The following is an 18,600-nucleotide window of genomic DNA, read 5'->3' on the forward strand; positions in this document are numbered from 1 at the left end:
GAGGGCACTTCGCGCCATTCTGGATCCCGGCGTAACGGCAAAGTACCCCCCTGTTGCCCCCACCCCGACGGATATCAGCATGCAAATACTCTGGGACGATGGCGAACGCACCTTCTGTCGGGAGCTGCACCCCGACAGCCGCACAGTCCTGGTGGCGCGCCCCATCAGCGAACAACCACTGCCCGCCTGCCTGGGCCGTCTGAGCCACGAGTTTGCCCTCAAGGACAAACTGGATGACGCCTGGGCGGTGCGACCGCTCGAACTGGTGCGCGAAGGCGCACTCATTCGACTGGTGCTGGCAGACCCGGGGGGCACGCCGCTGGTCAAGCTGCTGGTCGCGCCCATGGGCACCGAGACGTTCCTGCGCATTGCCATCAGCACGGCGCAGGCCCTGAGCAAACTGCACCAGCGTGGCCTGGTCCACAAAGACATCAAGCCCAGCCATATCCTGGTGAACTGCACCGACGGCCACACCCGTTTTACCGGGTTCGGCCTCACCTCACGACTGCCCCGCGAACGCCAGGCCCCTGAGACCATCGCCGGCACGCTGGCCTATATGGCCCCGGAACAGACCGGCCGGATGAATCGCTCGATCGATTCGCGCAGTGACCTCTACTCCCTGGGTGTCACGTTCTACGAGATGCTCACCGGTTCGTTGCCGTTCACCGCCAACGACCCGATCGAGTGGGTGCATTGCCATATCGCCAAACAACCGCAGCCGCCAAGCGTGCGGGTCGAAACCGTCCCCGGACTGCTCTCGCAGATCGTGATGAAGCTGTTGGCCAAGACCGCCGAGGAGCGTTATCAGACGGCCGCCAGCCTTGAACATGACATGCGCCGCTGCCTGGCAGACTGGCAGTCGCGAGGCCGCATCGAACCCTTTGCCCTGGGCGAACAAGGGACCTCGGATCGGTTGCTGATCCCCGAAAAACTCTATGGGCGTGAGCACGAGGTCAGCACGCTGATCGCCGCGTTCGACCGGATCATCGCCAGCAGCGCCCCGGAACTGGTGCTGGTCACCGGCTATTCCGGCATAGGCAAATCCTCGGTGGTCAATGAACTGCACAAGGCACTGGTGCCGCCGCGGGGCTTGTTCGCCACCGGCAAGTTCGATCAATACCGGCGCGACATCCCCTACTCCACCCTGGTGCAAGCCTTTCAGAGCCTGGTCCGCACCTTGCTGGGCAAGAACGACACACAACTGATGCAATGGCGCGACGCCCTGCAAACCGCGCTGGATGCCAACGCGCGGCTCATGACCGACCTGATTCCGGAACTCAAACTGATCATTGGCGAACCGCCTCCCGTTCCGCCCCTGGAGCCGCAACAGGCGCAACGTCGCTTTCTGTTGGTGTTCAGGCGCTTCATCGGGGTGTTTGCACGGGCCGAGCACCCGCTGGCCCTGTTTCTCGACGACCTGCAATGGCTGGATGCGGCGACACTCGACCTGCTGGAGGACCTGCTCACCAGCTCGGATGTGCGCCACCTCATGCTGGTGGGGGCCTACCGCAGCAACGAGGTGGATGACAGCCACCCGCTGACCGGCAAACTCAAGGCGATTCGCAACGCGGGGGGAAAAATCGATGAAATCATGCTCGCGCCGCTGGCCAAGGCTCACATCGAACAACTGATCGCTGACGCGATTCACGACGAACTGCCCCGCGTCGAACCCCTGGCCCAACTGGTGCTGGACAAAACCGCGGGCAATCCGTTTTTCGTGATCCAGTTCCTGCAGACCCTCGCCGACGAGAAGCTGCTGACGTTCGATCATGACGCACGCCAGTGGAGCTGGAACCCCGATCGCATCCACGCCAAGGGTTACACCGATAACATTGTCGACCTGATGGTCGGCAAGTTGACCCGCCTGCCGCTGCAAACCCAGCAGGCGCTGCAACAACTGGCATGCCTGGGCAACGTTGCCAGCAGTGCCACGCTGTCGAGCGTACTGGGCATCCCCGAAACGCAGATTCGCAGCGTGCTGTGGGAAGCCATCCGCCAGGAACTGGTGCAAACGCTGGAGGGTGCCTACGGCTTTGTCCATGACCGTATTCATGAAGCCGCCTATTCCCTGATCCCGGTCGAGTCCCGCGCCCAGGCACACCTGCGCATCGGGCGACTGCTGGCCGCGCTGACCCCGGCCGAGGCATGGGAAGACACGATCTTCCAGATCGTCGGCCAACTCAACAGCGGCGCGACCCTGCTCACCGACCGGGCCGAGCGCGAGCAACTGGCCGCGTACAACCTGACGGCCGGCCAGCGCGCCAAGGCGTCGACCGCCTACGCCTCGGCGCTCAAATACCTGGCCAGCGGCGCGCAGTTGCTGGACGAGGACAGCTGGGGGCGGCTGCATGAGCTGACCTTTGCGCTGGCGTTGAACCGCGCCGAATGTGAGCTGCTGACCGGGCAACTGACGGCCGCCGATGAGCGTTTGATCCAGCTGTCCAGCCGCGCCACGACGACCATCGAGCGGGGCAGCGTCGCGTGCCTGCAGATGGACGTCTACCTGTTGCTCGATCGCAGCGACAGCGCGGTCACCGTGTGCCTGGACTACATGCGCCATGTGGGCGTCGAATGGTCAGCCCACCCCAGCGACGAAGAAGTGCGCCTGGAGTACGAGCAGATCTGGACATCATTGGGCAACCGGACCATCGAGGAACTGATCGATTCGCCGATGATGGAGGACCCCGCCACCCTCATGACCGTCAGTGCCCTGGGCAAGCTGTTTCCGCCGGCCCTGCAGACCGATGCGAACCTGGCCTGTCTGTCGATTTGCATGGCGATCTGCCTCAGCCTGGAGATGGGCAACGCTGACGCCTCCTGCGTGCACTACGCCAATGCCTTCAGGGTCGCGGGGCGACGTTTCGGTGACTATCAGGCCGGCTTCCGCTTTGGCCAACTGGCCTGCGAACTGGTGGATCGACGCGGTCTGAAGCGCTTCGAGCCAAGCACCTACCTGTGCTTCTCCAATTTCGCCGTGCGCTGGATGAAACCCGTCGCCAAATGCCGCGCGCTGCTGCGCCGCTCCTTTGTCGCCGCCAATCGGATCGGCGACCTGCCATACGGTGCCTATGCAGGCAACAGCCAGGCGTCGGACTCGCTGTTTGCCGGTGAACCCCTGACCGAGGTGCAAAACGAAGCCGAGCGTGGCTTGAAGTACGCGAAAAAAGTGCGGTTCGGCCTGGTGGTCGACTTCATCGACACCCAGCTTGCACTGATGCGAATGCTGCGCGGCCTGACGCCGACATTCGGTTGTTTCGACGACGGGCAGTTCGACGAGCGCGCCACAGAAGCCCACCTGACCAGTACACCGGACCTGGCACTGGCCGAGTGTTGGTATTGGGTGCGCAAACTGCAGGCCCGCTACATGGCCGGGGATCCACAGGCCGCCCTGCAGGCCGCCGCCAAAGCCCGGCAACTGCTCTGGACTTCCTACCTGTTTTTCGAAGAAGCCGAGTATGCCTTCTATGACGCATTGGCCCGCGCCGCCTGGTGCGACAGCCTCCCGACCCAGGAGCATGGGCAGCACTTGAGCGTGATGGCCGACCATCACCGGCAATTGCAGGTCTGGGCAGAACAGTGCCCGGCCAATTTCGCCAGCCGCGCCGAACTCGTCCACGCCGAAATGGCCCGGGTCCGAGGCCGCGTGCTGGAGGCCGAACGGCTTTATGAGCAGGCGATCCATGCCGCGCAGGAGAGCGGTTTCGTGCATATCGAAGCGCTGGCCAACGAACTGGCGTCGCGCTTCTACGCCGCCCGCGGCCTGGACAAAATAGCCCGGGTGTATCTGCAGGATGCTCGCTATGGGTACCTGTGCTGGGGCGCTGACGGCAAGGTCCGCCAGCTTGAGGCACAGTATCCGTCGCTGCGCACCGAAGCCCGCGCGCTCGGCCCGACCACCACCATGGCCACCTCGGTCGAGCACCTGGACCTGGCCACCGTGATCAAGGTGTCACAAGCCGTGTCGGGCGAAATTGTCCTGGAAAAGCTGATCGAGATGGTGATGCGCACGGCCATCGAACAAGCGGGTGCCGAGCGTGGCCTGCTGATCCTGTCGCGCGGTGGCGAGCACCGCATCGCCGCGCAAGTGAACACGGCGGGCCACTCGACCCTGCTGCGGGACGAGCCGGTGAGCGCGACGTTGCTGCCGGAATCGGTTCTCTATCATGTGCTGCGCACCCGGGAAAACGTGTTCCTGGGTGACGCCGCCGCCCAGGCGCAATTCGCCACCGACCCTTACATCCGCCACCACCGCGCGCGCTCGGTGCTGTGCATGCCCTTGATGAACCAGGCCGAACTGACCGGTGCGCTCTATCTGGAAAACAACCTCACCGCCCACGTGTTCAGCCCGGCCCGGATCGCCGTGTTGAAGCTGGTGGCGACCCAGGCGGCGATCTCCCTGGAAAACGCCCGCCTGTACCGCGACGTCCAGGAACGCGAATCGAAAATCCGCCGCCTGGTCGATGCCAACATCATCGGCATCGTGGTGTGGAACGCCGAGGGCGATATTGTCGAGGCCAACGATGCGTTTCTGCGCATGGTGGGCTACGAGCGAGCGGATCTGGAGTCCGGCCTGTTGCGCTGGAGAGACCTGACGACGCCGGACTACACCGAGCTGAGCGAGCGCTCCCTGGCCCAGGCCGTCGAAACCGGGTACGCCCAACCCTACGAGAAAGCGTATTTCAAGAAGGATGGGCAAATCCTGCCGGTCATTGTCGGTCTGGCCTTGTTCGAGGCCAGCCGCAAGGAAGGGGTCGCGTTCGTTCTGGACCTGACCGAGCGCAAGCAGGCCGAAGAAAAGATCCGCGAAAGCGAACGCCGTTATCGCGAGGTGCAAACCGAGCTGGCCCACGCCAACCGTGTCGCGACCATGGGGCAATTGGTGGCGTCCATCGCCCACGAAGTCAACCAGCCCATCGCCGCGGCCATCCTCAACGCCAACGCGGCAGTGCGCTGGCTCAACGCTCAACCGCCGCAGATCGAAGAAGTGCAGACCGTGCTGGGCAGCCTCATCATCGATGCCAATCGGGCCGCGGATGTCCTGGGTCGTATCCGCAGCCATATCCGCAAGGCACCGCCGCAAAAGGAAGCGATGGATATCTGCGCCGCTATCGCCGAAATGATCGAGTTCACCCGCGGCCAGATCATCAAGAGCGGTGCCACGATTCACACTCAACTGTCGCAGACGCTGCCGTTGATCGAAGGCGACCGCGTGGAGCTGCAGCAGGTACTGCTCAATCTGATCATGAATGCCCTGGAGGCGATGAATGCCGTCAGCGAAGGCGAACGCCGGTTGCACATCAGCGCGGCGCTGGACGATACCGGCAGTGTGCGGGTCAGCGTCAGCGACTCCGGGCCGGGGTTCATGTCGGACGATGCCGAGCAGATATTCGTCTCGTTCTACACGACCAAACCCACAGGCATGGGCATGGGCCTGTCCATCTGCCGCTCGATCATCGAAGCCCATGGCGGCCGACTGTGGGCCAGCGCCAACCTGCCCCGGGGCGCCAATCTGCAGTTCACGCTGCCGGTGGCGCCATGTCCAACTCAATGACGGTCCCTGACCGATCGCAGTGCTACACTTTTTTTCTGCCAAAAACCCAAGGTAACAGCCTATGAAAGCGAGTCCTCCGTCCAGCGAGCCACGCAGCCACGGCTCGATCGTCTTCGTGGTGGATGACGATGCCTCCATTCGCCAGGCCCTGAGTAACCTGTTCCGTTCCGCTGGCATTGCCGTTGAGACATTCGCCTCTACCGCAGAATTTCTACTGCACCCAAAATCCGACGGCGCCAGGTGCCTGGTGCTCGACGTTCGGTTGCAGGGCGCCAGCGGCCTGGAGTTCCAGCGTCAGTTGGTCGATGCCCATGTGAACATTCCCATCATTTTCATTACCGGCCATGGCGACATCGAGATGTCGGTCAAGGCGATGAAGGCCGGCGCCGTGGATTTCCTCGCCAAGCCATTCCGTGAGCAGGACCTGCTGGATGCGGTGTCGGCGGCGCTGCAAACAGACATCAAGCGCCGTGAAGTCGAGCAGTTGTCCTGCGACCTGCAGGCCCACTATCAGACCCTGACGGCCCGCGAAAAAGAAGTCATGGCCCTGGCGGTCAAGGGCCTGATGAACAAACAGATCGCCGGGCAAATGAACTTGAGCGAAGTCACCGTAAAGATCCATCGCGGCCATGCGATGAAAAAGATGCACGCCAAATCGTTTGCTGATCTGGTGCGGATGGCGGAGGCGTTGGGGGATGTCTGAGGCACTTACGGCATCCGGACACACCGCCACTCTGTAGGAGCTTCCGAGTGAAACGAGGCTGCGATTTTTTCCCGTGCACTTGAGTTTCAAGCGCAACATCAAAAGATCGCAGCCTTCGCCAGCTCCTACAGGGCTCTACCCTTCAACCCTTGATAAACGCCAACAGATCCTCGTTGATGACATCCGGGTGCGTGGTGCACATGCCGTGCGGGTAGCCCTTGTAGACCTTGAGCGTACCGTTCTTGACCAGTTTGATCGCCAGCTCGGCCGAATCGGCGATCGGTACGATCTGGTCGTCGTCGCCATGCATGATCAACACCGGCACCGTGATCTTTTTCAGGTCTTCGGTGAAGTCGGTTTCCGAGAACGCCTTGATGCAGTCGTAATGAGCCTTGGCACCGCCCATCATGCCCTGGCGCCACCAGTTGTCCTTGATGCCTTCGCTGACCTCGGCGCCCTCACGGTTGTAGCCGTAGAACGGCACCGGCACTTCCCGGTAGAACTGCGCCCGGTTGGCGGCGAGCGCCGAGCGGAAGCCGTCGAACACGTCCAGCGGCAGGCCACCGGGATTGCTGGCGGACTTGACCATCACCGGCGGCACCGCACCGATCAAAACCGCTTTGCTGACCTTGCCAGCGCCGTGTTGCGCCACATAGCGCGCCACTTCACCGCCACCGGTGGAGTGGCCGACATGCACCGCCCCTTCCAGCTTCAAGTGAGCGACCAGCGCCGCCACATCCGCCGCGTAGGTGTCCATTTCGTTGCCGGTGGCGGTCTGCGTCGAGCGTCCATGACCACGGCGATCATGGGCGATCACGCGGTAGCCCTTGGACAGAAAGAACAGCATCTGCGCGTCCCAGTCGTCGGCACTCAGGGGCCAGCCGTGGTGGAAAACGATGGGCTGACCGGTGCCCCAGTCCTTGTAGAAAATCTCGGTGCCGTCGCGCGTGGTAAAGGTGCTCATATCGTTCTGTCCTTTTGCTGGTAGAAGACGAGGTTGCGGCGTTAAACAGTTAACTTAGCGCGGGTGACAGGGCGCAGATTGTACGTACGTGCTATTTCCCATCGACCCATTCGGGCACAGCGCACGCAACGCCAGCGCATTGCCCAACGCCGCACCGCTGGCGGTGTTGTCGAAAATGCACCAGGTCGCCACGCCCTGGTCAGCGGCGGCCTGCAGCTTGAGCGCCAGTTCATCGAGCCAGGGCGGTTGATAGGCGCTGTAGTAGATTCTTGGTGAACCGTGCAGCCGCCAATACTGCACGTCCGGCCAGCCACCGGGCGCAGCATCGGTGCTGATGCGCGATGGATCAACGGCGACCTGGGCGATGCGTTGCTGCACCAGCATGGGTTCGGCGGCGACCCAGGATTCATGTCGAGGCTCCAGCACCACATGACCGGCAAAGCGGCTTCGCAGCGCGGTGAAAAACGCCACGGCGACCGATTCATCGAATGCCAACGACGGCGGTAGCTGCAACAGTAGACAACCCAGGCGATCCTGCAAGCCGCAGCACTGCGCCAGGAACTCGTCCAATGCCTGCTCGCAGCGCTGCAACTTCAACACGTGGGTGATCTGCTTGGGCACCTTGACGCTGAATCGCAAAGCATCCGGCACGCTCTCGGCCCAGCGTCGATAGGTCTGCTGGCGGTGCGGGCGATAAAACGAGCTGTTGATCTCAACGCCATTGAGTCGCGAGGCATAGCGCTGCAGGTGCGTGCCCTCAGTGGCGAAAGCAGGCCAATACTCGCGCCCCAGATTCCAGCCGGCGCAGCCGATGTAGATCGGTTGACGGTTCATTGGCTGCACCCCGCTACAGCGTGGTCACCCCTGTGCCGACGAATGCCGGGTTGTCGTCGAGGTCGCATAGCATCACTCCTCAGCCTGTCAGGAAGAACGCCCAATGACTAAGGGTTCACCGATGAAACGGCGTTCCTTTTTTTAACAGCCATGGCTGATCAGTGGTCGTTGCCGACGTGAATCCTTCACAACACCCACACAAATTTAATGAACCCTGCCGATCACCAACCACCTAACCGAAGGACTATCAGGAGGTAACCCATGCATATCGAAACGACTTGGATTGTTGCGGCCGTTGTACTGCTGCTGATTGAGCTGTGGGCGATCAACCGGCTGCGCAAGAGCGAAGGCAAAGCGAGCACCCGGGGGGTGTGGATGGTGGTGATCGTGTTCGTGCCCGTGATCGGCCTGATCCTGTGGGCGTTGACCGGACCGAAGCAGATCAGCCACAACCCGAATTCGGCCCAGGCGCGGCAGTAGTTGAGGGGGTATTGTTCGCGAAATCCGGGGGACGCCATACATCCTGTGGGAGCTGGCCTGCCAGCGATAGCGCAGTGTCAGCCAATGGATTCTTTGGCTGATGCTCCGCTATCGCGAGCAGGCTCGCTCCCACATAGGGACCACCCCGGCCACGCCCCCAACAAACACTGAACGTTCCACCCGATCCGCCCCTCTAGATGCAGTGAAACTGGATCAAGGACGCGGAAATGGACCTTTCATCCCCAGCAGCTCCCCTCCCCACTCGCCAGAGTGCTGTCACTCGACGCCTGGCCCTTGCCGTGGGCGCGCTGTTCATCACCGGGGTGTGCGTGGCGGGCGCGGTGCTGGTGAGCATCGCCAGCCACCTGGATGCCGAGGATGCCGCCAATGTCCGGTTCTACTCCGCCAGGGCCCTGGAAAACAGGATCGCCAACGCACAGAACTACATGACCAGCTACTCGTACTGGACGCCGGCCTTCGAGCACTTCAACGGTGTGGTCGACATCGACTGGGCCTACACGCAGGAGAATGTCGGCAAGACCCTGTACACCACCGATGGCTACGAAGGCGTGTTCGTCATCGATCGCGACCAGACCAAATACGCGGTGATTCGCGGTGAATGGGTCCAGGCCGACATCTCAGGGTTTATCCAGGCCTCGGCGCCCGCACTGGTCGAGCAGGTTCATCGGTCCAAAGACCTGACCAAACCGATCAGCACCTACACCTTGTTCGAAGGCCAACCGGCCCTGGTCACAGCCGCCGCCGTGATCCCCAATGACGAACATCTGTTGGAAAGCCCGCAATCGACCTCGGTGCTGCTGTTCGTCGACCAGTTGACCCCCGCCAAACTGAAAGAACTGGGCGACAGCTACGGCCTCAGTCACTTGTCCCTCGCGGCGGACGAGACGATCGATCCGGACCAGCCGCGGGTGCCCCTGGACAGCACCGGGTTCAGCCTGATCGCCCAGATGCAGCGCCCCGGCCAGCATCTGCTGTGGTCGCTGATGCCGGCGCTGGGCGGCACCATGACGGTGCTGATGCTGTTGACCGCCTACTTTTTCCGCCATGCGCTGCGCTCCTCCCGCTATGTCGACAAGAGCTACGCGGTACTGCAAGCGTCGAACCAGGCGCTGGAATCGGCCAACCACGCCCTGGAAGCCAGCGAAGAGCGTTTCCGTGCGGTCGCCGAAGCGGCCTCCGACTGGATCTGGGAAATCGACAAGGCCCAGTGCATCACCTACCTTTCCGGGCGCTTCAGCGAGGTCACAGGTTTTGCCGCCGAACAATGGCTGGGCCAGAACATTGAGCGACTGCTGTATTGCGACACCACGCCGCTGGACCTGTGGCTGCAAAAACGGGCGGAAGAAACCAACGCCCGCGACCTGCGCTGCACCTACCGCGATCAATCCGGCCAGCAGCGTTTCTGCCGCTTGTCAGCGCGGCCGATCCTGTACAAGGACAGGGTGATCGGTTACCGCGGCACCGCCAGCGACATCACCGATGAGGTGGCCGCCCACGCGCAGATTCAACACCTGTCGATGCACGATGCGCTGACCGGCCTGCCCAACCGCAACAAACTGGCGCGCTACCTCGATGAAGCCCTGCTGCAGAAAGAGCACGCCCCGCCGCTTTCGCTGCTGATGATCGACCTGGACAACTTCAAGCCAATCAACGACTCCCTCGGCCACCCGGCGGGCGATGCGGTGTTGCTGCAGGTCGCCGCCCGGTTGCGTGAATACACCCGCGACAACGACATTGTGGCGCGCCTAGGTGGTGATGAGTTCGTGGTGGTGCTGCATGGCATGGACAGCCATCACGAAATCGACAAATTCTGCACCCGCCTGATCGGCAGCCTGCACCAACCGGTGCTGCATGAGGGGCATTCGTTGCAGATCGGCGCCAGCATCGGCATCGCCCTCAGCCGTCGCCACAGCCACGTCCCCAGCGATCTGATTCGCTACGCCGACATCGCCCTGTACAAGGCCAAGGCCGAGGGCAAGAACACCTGGTGCTATTTCGAGTCGCACATGAGCGAGCAGATCCAGAGTCGCCTGCAGTTGGAAGACGATTTGCGCCGTGCGCTGAAGAACAACGAGTTGGTGCTGCATTACCAGCCGCGCTACAAGGTCGACGGCAAGCAGATCGTCTCGGTCGAAGCCCTGGTGCGCTGGCAGCACCCGACTCAGGGCTTGCTCGGGCCGGACAAGTTCATTCCCCTGGCCGAACAGACCGACCTGATCGTGCCGTTGGGCCGTTGGGTGCTGCGCGAGGCCTGTGAAACGGCGCTGACCTGGCCCCATGACATCCTCCTGTCAGTGAACCTCTCCCCCGCCCAATTCGCCCTCAGCGACGTGGTCGAGGATGTGCGCGAAGTGCTGGTGCAGACGCGGTTCCCCGCCAGTCGCCTGGAACTGGAAATCACCGAAAACGTAATGCTCAACGACACCGACGGCGCGCTGACCACCATGAACGCCCTGAAGGAACTGGGGGTGCGCCTTAACATGGACGACTTCGGCACCGGCTATTCCTCCCTGGGCTATCTGCGCGCCTACCCCTTCGATGGCATCAAGATCGACAAGCGCTTCATCGCCTCGATCGCCAGCGGCGGCAACGACCGCGCGGTGGTGCAGGCCATCATCGGCCTGGGCAAGGCCATGGGCCTGACGGTGACCGCCGAAGGGGTGGAAACCGAGGAACAGTTGGGGATTCTCGGCGCGGACCAGTGCCATGAAGTGCAGGGTTATTTCATGAGCCGGCCGGTCGATCGAGAAGCCTTTGCCCAACTGCTGCACGAATCCCGCAGCCCTGTGTTCGCTTGAATACCCGCAGGCCGCCAATGACTCCCCAAAAGCCTGGAACCCGCCGGCCTGAGTCTTGCCGAACAGGCACGGTGCAGGGTCACTCTGTTCTGGCCCCCGGCAAAACGCCAGGCATTAAAAAGCCCGCTCAAGGCGGGCTTCGATAGGTTGATTTAGTAGGTGGCCAGTGCTGGTCTCTGGCTTACGAGGTTTATCGGGCTTCCCACAGATACAGCCATACGCTGTCCTGCTTCACACGGCATAAGGGCTGGATCTCAGCGCGGAGATCTTTCTAACCGTGTACCCTTCGGAGCGCGCCCCACGCGTCCCCGCTATCCGATTGCGCATCAGTCTGCGTTTTCACCTACAACTTCAGAGTAGCAAAACACCCACGAAATGGAATGGGGTCTTTAGACCGATTTCCTACTTGCGCCGATACTGAAGAAATCAAAAACACTATCGTGCAATCAGACACCCACCTGTGGGAGCGGGCTTGCTCGCGAATGCGTTCTGACACTGACATTAATGCAAGCTGACCCACCGCTTTCGCGAGCAAGCCCGCTCCCACCAAAAGCATCCCCGCCTATAACGAGCGCTGGCTGTTGCCGATCCCCTTGGCAATATCCACCCCCCAATCCATCGCCGCCTCCATGTCCAGCATGTGCGGTTTCGGATCGTGGTTCTCGTCGATCGCCGTGCCGTCCGGTCGATAGACGCCAATGAACATCCCCAGCGACCCATCCTTGAGAATCTCGGCCCTGACACGGATGCTGCATCCGTTGGACAGGGTTTCCTTGTGTTCCAGATGGCGCTCGGTCATTGCTGTATTCCTCCCATGGGTGGATTCAAAACCGTTACTGGCAATGCTAGCTCAGCCCCCGAACTACGCTGCCCAGTCGCTCAATCTGACAGCGGCGAAATGCCACCTATACTAGAGGCCACCGTCCCCACAAGGGTCTGCACGTCCAACAATAACAAGCAGAGGTGGAACATGGTCTGGCAGCAAATCTACGATCCGTTCAACAACCCGGTCATCTCAACCCTATTGGCCGCCGTGCCCGTGGTCGTGATGCTGGCGGCCCTGGCGTTTTTCCACATCAAAGCGCACCTGGCAGCGATACTCGCCCTGATCTCGGCCTTGATCATCGCCATCTTCGCTTTCGGCATGCCCGCCAACATGGCCGGCTCGGCGGCGTTGTACGGGGCGGCCAACGGCCTGCTGCCGATCGGCTGGATCGTGCTGAACATCATCTTCCTGCACCGACTGACCACTGAAAACGGCTCGTTCAAAGTGTTGCAGGATTCCCTGGCGCGGATCACCGACGACCGGCGTCTGCAGTTGCTGCTGATCGCCTTCTGCTTCGGCGCCTTCTTCGAGGGCGCTGCCGGTTTCGGCACGCCAGTGGCGGTGACCGGGGCGATCCTGATCGGCCTGGGCTTTTCCCCCCTGGCGGCCTCGGGCCTGGCGCTGATCGCCAACACCGCGCCAGTGGCCTTCGGTGCCCTGGGCACGCCGATCATCACCCTGGCCAAGGTCACCGGGCTTGATGAGATGGAGCTGTCGATGATGGTCGGCCGGCAACTGCCGTTCTTCTCGGTGATCGTGCCGTTCTGGTTGATCTGGGCGTTTGCCGGCTGGCGCAAGATGCTGGAAATCTGGCCGGCGATCCTCGTCGCCGGGGTCAGTTTCGCGATTCCGCAGTTCATCGTCTCCAACTATCACGGGCCGATGCTGGTGGACGTGATCGCCGCGCTGATCTCCATGGCCTGCCTGACCCTGTTCCTCAAGGTCTGGAAACCGGCCACCGTGCACACCTCCGCGGCGCTGACCGGGCGGGTCGACAACTCGAAAATCGATGCCGAATACGAAGAAACCACCACGCCGACCGCGGCGTTTTCCGGCGACGCAAAGAAAGCCGTGATGCGCGCCTGGATGCCGTGGATCATCCTCACCGTATTCGTGTTTGCCTGGGGCACCCAGAGCTTCAAGAACATGTTCGATGTGCGCCCGGCGATGGACCCGGCGACGAATTCGGCGAAGCTCGATCCCCAGGGCAAACCGCTGGTTGAGGCCAATCCGGTGTTCGCACCGGTGCTGACCTTCACCACCATTCACCAACAGATCCAAAAAGTGCCACCCGTGGTCCCGGCGCCGAAAAACGAGGACGCGATCTATAAATTCACCTGGTTCACCGCCACCGGCAGCGGCATCCTGCTGGCCGCGATCGTCGGCGGGCTGCTGATGGGCTACTCCATCCCACAATTGATCAAGCAGTACTTTCGAACGATTTGGGTGGTGCGCTACTCGCTGATCACCATCACCGCGATGCTCGCCCTGGGCTTCCTCACGCGCTATTCGGGCCTGGACGCCACCATGGGCCTGGCCTTCGCTGCCACGGGGATTTTCTATCCCATGTTCGGCACCCTGCTCGGCTGGCTGGGCGTGGCGTTGACCGGCTCCGACACGGCGTCCAACGTGCTGTTCGGCGGCTTGCAACGGGTTACCGCCGAACAACTGGGGCTCAGCCCGGTGTTGATGGCGGCGGCCAACAGCTCCGGCGGGGTCATGGGCAAGATGGTCGATGCGCAATCGATCGTGGTCGCCTCCACCGCGACCCGCTGGTATGGGCATGAGGGGGAAATCCTGCGGTATGTGTTCTTCCACTCGATCGTGCTGGCCATCCTCGTCGGTGGCCTGGTGACGTTGCAGGCGTATGTGGCGCCGTTCAGTCATATGGTGGTTGGGGGGCATTGATTATTCACTCAAGAACGAACGCTGTACCCGTGGCGAGGGAGCTTGCTCCCGCTGGGGCGCGCAGCGGCCCCGCTCTTTTTCAAGAAAGACGGGACTGCTGCGCAGTCCAGCGGGAGCAAGCTCCCTCGCCACAGGTGCGGAGTGTTCAGGGGTGATCTCCCGGGCCTTTCATGAACGGAGTATCGTAAAGCAACCATGAACATTCTCTACGATGAACGCGTCGACGGCGCACTGCCCGACGCGGACAAGGCCGGGTTGTTGCAGGCGCTGCGCGGGCAGATGCCGGAGCTTGAGATCCTGCACCAGCAGGAAGAACTCAAGCCCTACGAATGCGATGGCCTCTCGGCGTACCGCACCACGCCGATGCTGGTGGTGCTGCCACGGGATATCGCCCAGGTCCAGGGCGTGCTCAAGCTGTGTCATCAGCGGCAGGTCCCGGTAGTCGCACGGGGTGCCGGCACCGGTTTGTCCGGGGGCGCCCTGCCCCTGGAGAAAGGCCTGCTGCTGGTGATGGCGCGCTTCAACCGGATCCTGCACATCGACCCCGAGGCCCGAGTCGCCCGGGTCCAGCCCGGGGTGCGCAACCTGGCGATTTCCCAGGCCGCCGCGCCCTACGGCCTGTATTACGCCCCCGACCCCTCGTCGCAAATCGCCTGCTCCATCGGCGGCAACGTCGCCGAAAATGCCGGCGGCGTGCATTGCCTCAAGTACGGCCTGACCGTGCATAACGTGCTGCAGGTCGACATCCTCACGGTCGACGGCGAACACCTGACCCTGGGCTCCAACGCCCTCGACGCCCCCGGTCTGGACCTGCTGGCGCTGTTCACCGGTTCCGAAGGCATGCTTGGGGTCATCACCGAGGTCACGGTCAAGCTGCTGCCCAAACCCCAATCGGCCAAGGTCCTGCTGGCGGCCTTCGATTCGGTGCAAAAGGCCGGCCGCGCCGTGGGCGACATCATCGCTGCCGGCATCATTCCCGGTGGCCTGGAGATGATGGACAACCTGGCGATCCGCGCCGCCGAAGACTTCATCCACGCCGGCTACCCGGTCGATGCCGAGGCGATCCTGCTGTGCGAACTCGATGGCGTCGAAGCCGATGTCCACGACGACTGCACCCGGGTGCGAGAAGTGCTGGAACAGGCCGGCGCCACTGAAGTACGCCTGGCCAAAGACGAAGCTGAACGGGTGCGCTTCTGGGCCGGGCGCAAGAACGCCTTCCCGGCGGTGGGCCGTTTGTCGCCGGACTATTACTGCATGGACGGCACCATCCCCCGCCGCGAACTGCCCGGCGTGCTCAAGGCCATCGCCGAGCTGTCTGCCGAATACAACTTGCGGGTGGCCAACGTGTTCCATGCCGGTGACGGCAACATGCACCCGCTGATCCTGTTCGATGCCAACCAGCCCGGCGAGCTGGAGCGTGCGGAAAACCTGGGCGGCAAGATCCTGGAATTGTGCGTGAAAGTCGGCGGTAGCATCACCGGCGAACACGGCGTCGGCCGCGAGAAAATCAATCAGATGTGCGCGCAGTTCAACAGCGACGAGCTGACCCTGTTCCATGCGGTCAAGGCCGCGTTCGACCCCAGCGGCCTGCTCAACCCCGGCAAGAACATCCCGACCCTGCACCGCTGTGCCGAATTCGGCACGATGCACGTGCACGCCGGGCAACTGCCGTTTCCGGACCTGGAGCGCTTCTGATGCCTGGCGATCTCGACGACAGCACGCTCCTGCTGGAACAGGTCAATCAGGCGCTGGATAACGCCACGCCGTTGCGCATCCAGGGCTCCAACAGCAAGGCATTCCTGGGGCGCATCGGTGCCGGGGAAATCCTCGACACCCGCTCTCATCGCGGCATCGTCAGCTACGACCCCACCGAACTGGTGATCACCGTGCGCTGCGGCACACCGCTGGCCGAACTCAAGCAAGTGCTCGACGCCGCCCGGCAGATGCTGCCCTGCGAACCACCCGCCTTCGGTGACGGCGCTACCGTCGGTGGGATGATTGCCAGTGGACTGTCGGGGCCACGGCGACCGTGGTCCGGCTCGGTGCGCGATTTTGTCCTCGGCACCCGGGTCATCACCGGTCTGGGCAAGCACCTGCGTTTCGGCGGCGAAGTGATGAAGAACGTCGCCGGCTACGACCTCTCGCGGCTGATGGCCGGCAGTTACGGCACGCTTGGCCTGATCACCGAAGTCTCGCTCAAGGTCCTGCCCAAACCCCGGCAAGCCTTGAGCGTCAGCCTGGAGATGAGCAGCGAACGTGCCTTGCAGAACCTCGCGCAATGGGGCCAGCAACCCTTGCCGATCAGTGCCGCGTGCCACGACGGCGAGCGCCTGCACCTGAGGCTCGAGGGCGGCGAAGGTTCGGTGAAGGCGGCCCATGACCGGTTGGGCGGCGAGCCGCTCGACAGCGCGTACTGGGATGACCTCAACGAGCATCGCCTGACGTTCTTCGATGAGGACCAGCCGCTGTGGCGTCTGTCCTTGCCCAACAACACGGCCAGACTGTCCCTGCCCGGCCGGCAACTGATCGACTGGGGCGGTGCCCAGCGCTGGCTCAAATCCGATGCCGAAGACCGCTTCATTCGTCAGGTGGCCAATGAGGTCGGCGGCCACGTGACCTGCTACAGCCATGGCCTGATCGACAGCCCGTTCCAGCCATTGCCCGCCGCGCTGATGCGCTACCACCAGAGCCTCAAGCAGCAACTCGATCCCCGGGGCATTTTCAACCCCGGTCGCCTATACGCGGAGCTATGAACCATGCAGACCACCCTGAGTGAAGACGCCCGCCGCCTGCCCCGCGCCGAAGAGGCCGACCGCATCCTGCGCAGCTGTGTGCACTGCGGTTTCTGCAACGCCACCTGCCCCACTTACCAGTTGCTGGGCGATGAGCTCGACGGCCCGCGCGGGCGCATCTACCTGATCAAACAGGTGCTGGAAGGCAATGAAGTCACGCAGAAAACCCAGCAGCATCTGGACCGTTGCCTGTCGTGCCGCAACTGCGAAACCACCTGCCCGTCCGGCGTCGACTATCACAACCTGCTGGACATCGGTCGTGCGGTGGTCGATGCGGCGGTGCCGCGGCCCTTCGGCCAGCGCCTGTTGCGCGAGGGGTTGCGCACGTTGGTGCCGCACCCGGACCTGTTCAAGAGCATGGTCAGCGGTGGCCAGGTGTTCCGCGCGCTGCTGCCCGACGCGCTGCAAAGCAAACTGCCGCGCAGCGCCGCGCCGGTCCAGCGGCGCCCCACCACCCGCCATGCGCGCCAGGTGCTGATGCTCGAAGGCTGCGTGCAGCCGGGGCTGTCGCCCAATACCAACGTGGCGGCGGCCAGGGTGCTGGATCGACTCGGCATCAGCGTCACACCGAGCCGCGAAGCCGGTTGCTGTGGCGCCGTGGACTATCACCTCGATGCCCAGGCGGCGGGCCTGGACCGTGCTCGTCACAACATCGATGCCTGGTGGCCGAGCATTGAGAAAGGCGTGGAGGCCATCGTGCAGACCGCCAGCGGTTGCGGCGCCTTCATCAAGGATTACGGCCACCTGCTCGAACGCGATCCGGCCTATGCCGAGAAGGCCAGAACCGTCAGTGCCCTGACCAAGGACCTGGTGGAGGTGCTACGGGACGAGCCGTTGGAAAAGCTTGGCATCCACAATGCCCAACGCCTGGCCTTCCATTGTCCTTGCACCTTGCAGCATGCGCAGAAACTCGGCGGTGCGGTGGAAGCGGTGCTCGAGCGCCTGGGCTTCAACCTGACCTCCGTCCCGGACAGCCACCTGTGTTGCGGTTCGGCGGGCACCTACTCGCTGACCCAGCCGCAACTGTCGCGGCAACTGCGCGACAACAAAATGAATGCCCTGGAAAGCGGCTACCCTGAAGTGATTGTCACGGCCAACATCGGCTGCCAGTCCCACCTCGACGGCGCGGGTCGCACGCCGGTCAGGCACTGGATCGAACTGGTCGAAGCCGCCCTGCCTTGACCCCGTTGAGTCACCCCTGTCGAGTCCCCCTGGAGATCGCCCATGAACAGCAAAGCCGTGCTCAGCCAGACCGAAGTCGGCCGGATTCTCGCCGCAGCGCGGACCGAGGCGCAGAACAACCAGTGGCCGGTGACCATTGTGGTGGTCGATGACGGCGGTCATCCCCTGGCCCTGGAACGCCTGGACGGCGCCGCGCCCATCAGCGCCTACATCGCCACCGAAAAGGCCCGCACCTCGGCCCTGGGCCGACGCGAGTCCAAGGGCTATGAAGAGATGGTCAACGGCGGCCGCACCGCGTTTTTGTCCGCCCCCTTGCTGACTTCTCTTGAGGGCGGCGTACCGATCATGTTCGACGGCCAGGTGATCGGCGCCGTGGGCGTGTCCGGGGTCAAGGCCGAGCAGGATGCGCAAGTGGCCAAGGCCGCGGTGCAGGCCCTGAAGTAACCTCACCCCCTTGTGGGAGCGGGCTTGCTCGCGAAAGCGGTGTGTCAGTTCAGGTGATGTCGGATGTGACGGCCTCTTCGCGAGCAAGCCCGCTCCC

At 63.0% G+C, this 18,600-nt stretch carries 12 protein-coding genes; 9 read left to right on the forward strand and 3 right to left on the reverse strand.

Annotated features, from left to right (window positions below; genetic code table 11):
• Window positions 1–79 precede the first annotated feature (79 nt).
• Window positions 80–5,551 carry a trifunctional serine/threonine-protein kinase/ATP-binding protein/sensor histidine kinase gene (locus tag B0W55_RS18640; protein ID WP_077047399.1) on the forward strand — a complete coding sequence of 1,824 codons (5,472 nt, stop codon included), beginning with the start codon at window positions 80–82 and terminating at the stop codon, window positions 5,549–5,551.
• A 61-nt stretch (window positions 5,552–5,612) separates the two neighbouring features.
• Entirely contained in the window at window positions 5,613–6,254 is a 642-nt protein-coding gene (locus B0W55_RS18645; RefSeq protein WP_077047400.1) for a response regulator transcription factor, read from the forward strand.
• A 142-nt stretch (window positions 6,255–6,396) separates the two neighbouring features.
• On the opposite strand, the gene B0W55_RS18650 is transcribed toward B0W55_RS18645, so the two are convergent.
• Entirely contained in the window at window positions 6,397–7,218 is an 822-nt protein-coding gene (locus B0W55_RS18650; RefSeq protein WP_077047401.1) for an alpha/beta fold hydrolase, read from the reverse strand.
• Window positions 7,219–7,272: 54 nt separating this feature from the next.
• Entirely contained in the window at window positions 7,273–8,052 is a 780-nt protein-coding gene (locus B0W55_RS18655; protein WP_077047402.1) for a DUF72 domain-containing protein, read from the reverse strand.
• A 261-nt stretch (window positions 8,053–8,313) separates the two neighbouring features.
• Between B0W55_RS18655 and B0W55_RS18660 the strand changes: the two genes are divergently transcribed.
• Together B0W55_RS18660 and B0W55_RS18665 are read left to right on the forward strand one after the other, a co-directional pair.
• Window positions 8,314–8,532, forward strand: coding sequence for a PLD nuclease N-terminal domain-containing protein (locus B0W55_RS18660; protein ID WP_077047403.1), 219 nt, complete (start codon window positions 8,314–8,316; stop codon window positions 8,530–8,532).
• A 227-nt stretch (window positions 8,533–8,759) separates the two neighbouring features.
• The gene (locus tag B0W55_RS18665) at window positions 8,760–11,351 is read left to right on the forward strand and encodes an EAL domain-containing protein (RefSeq protein WP_077047404.1); all 2,592 of its coding nucleotides are present in this window, start codon (window positions 8,760–8,762) and stop codon (window positions 11,349–11,351) included.
• A gap of 562 nt (window positions 11,352–11,913) precedes the next feature.
• Here B0W55_RS18665 and B0W55_RS18670 read toward each other — a convergent pair.
• Window positions 11,914–12,150 carry a hypothetical protein gene (locus B0W55_RS18670; RefSeq protein ID WP_077047405.1) on the reverse strand — a complete coding sequence of 79 codons (237 nt, stop codon included), beginning with the start codon at window positions 12,148–12,150 and terminating at the stop codon, window positions 11,914–11,916.
• Window positions 12,151–12,321: 171 nt separating this feature from the next.
• On the opposite strand from B0W55_RS18670, the gene B0W55_RS18675 reads away from it, so the two are divergent.
• The 5 genes from B0W55_RS18675 to B0W55_RS18695 all read left to right on the forward strand — a co-directional run bounded on the left by B0W55_RS18675 (window position 12,322) and on the right by B0W55_RS18695 (window position 18,503).
• Window positions 12,322–14,085, forward strand: coding sequence for an L-lactate permease (locus B0W55_RS18675; RefSeq protein ID WP_077047406.1), 1,764 nt, complete (start codon window positions 12,322–12,324; stop codon window positions 14,083–14,085).
• A gap of 195 nt (window positions 14,086–14,280) precedes the next feature.
• Complete coding sequence (gene glcD, locus B0W55_RS18680; protein WP_077047407.1) at window positions 14,281–15,780, forward strand: glycolate oxidase subunit GlcD; 1,500 nt, start codon at window positions 14,281–14,283, stop codon at window positions 15,778–15,780.
• Entirely contained in the window at window positions 15,780–16,838 is a 1,059-nt protein-coding gene (glcE, locus tag B0W55_RS18685; protein WP_077047408.1) for a glycolate oxidase subunit GlcE, read from the forward strand. Before glcD ends, glcE begins: the two co-directional genes overlap by 1 nt.
• Before the next feature lie 3 nt (window positions 16,839–16,841).
• Window positions 16,842–18,059, forward strand: a complete 1,218-nt coding sequence (gene glcF / locus B0W55_RS18690; protein WP_077047409.1) for a glycolate oxidase subunit GlcF — start codon at window positions 16,842–16,844, stop codon at window positions 18,057–18,059.
• Between the two features lie 42 nt (window positions 18,060–18,101).
• Window positions 18,102–18,503 (forward strand): heme-binding protein, encoded by a 402-nt coding sequence (locus tag B0W55_RS18695; RefSeq protein ID WP_077047410.1) that lies wholly within the window; start codon window positions 18,102–18,104, stop codon window positions 18,501–18,503.
• Window positions 18,504–18,600: the final 97 nt, after the last annotated feature.

Source organism: Pseudomonas sp. KK4, assembly GCF_001984065.1.
Lineage (GTDB): Bacteria > Pseudomonadota > Gammaproteobacteria > Pseudomonadales > Pseudomonadaceae > Aquipseudomonas.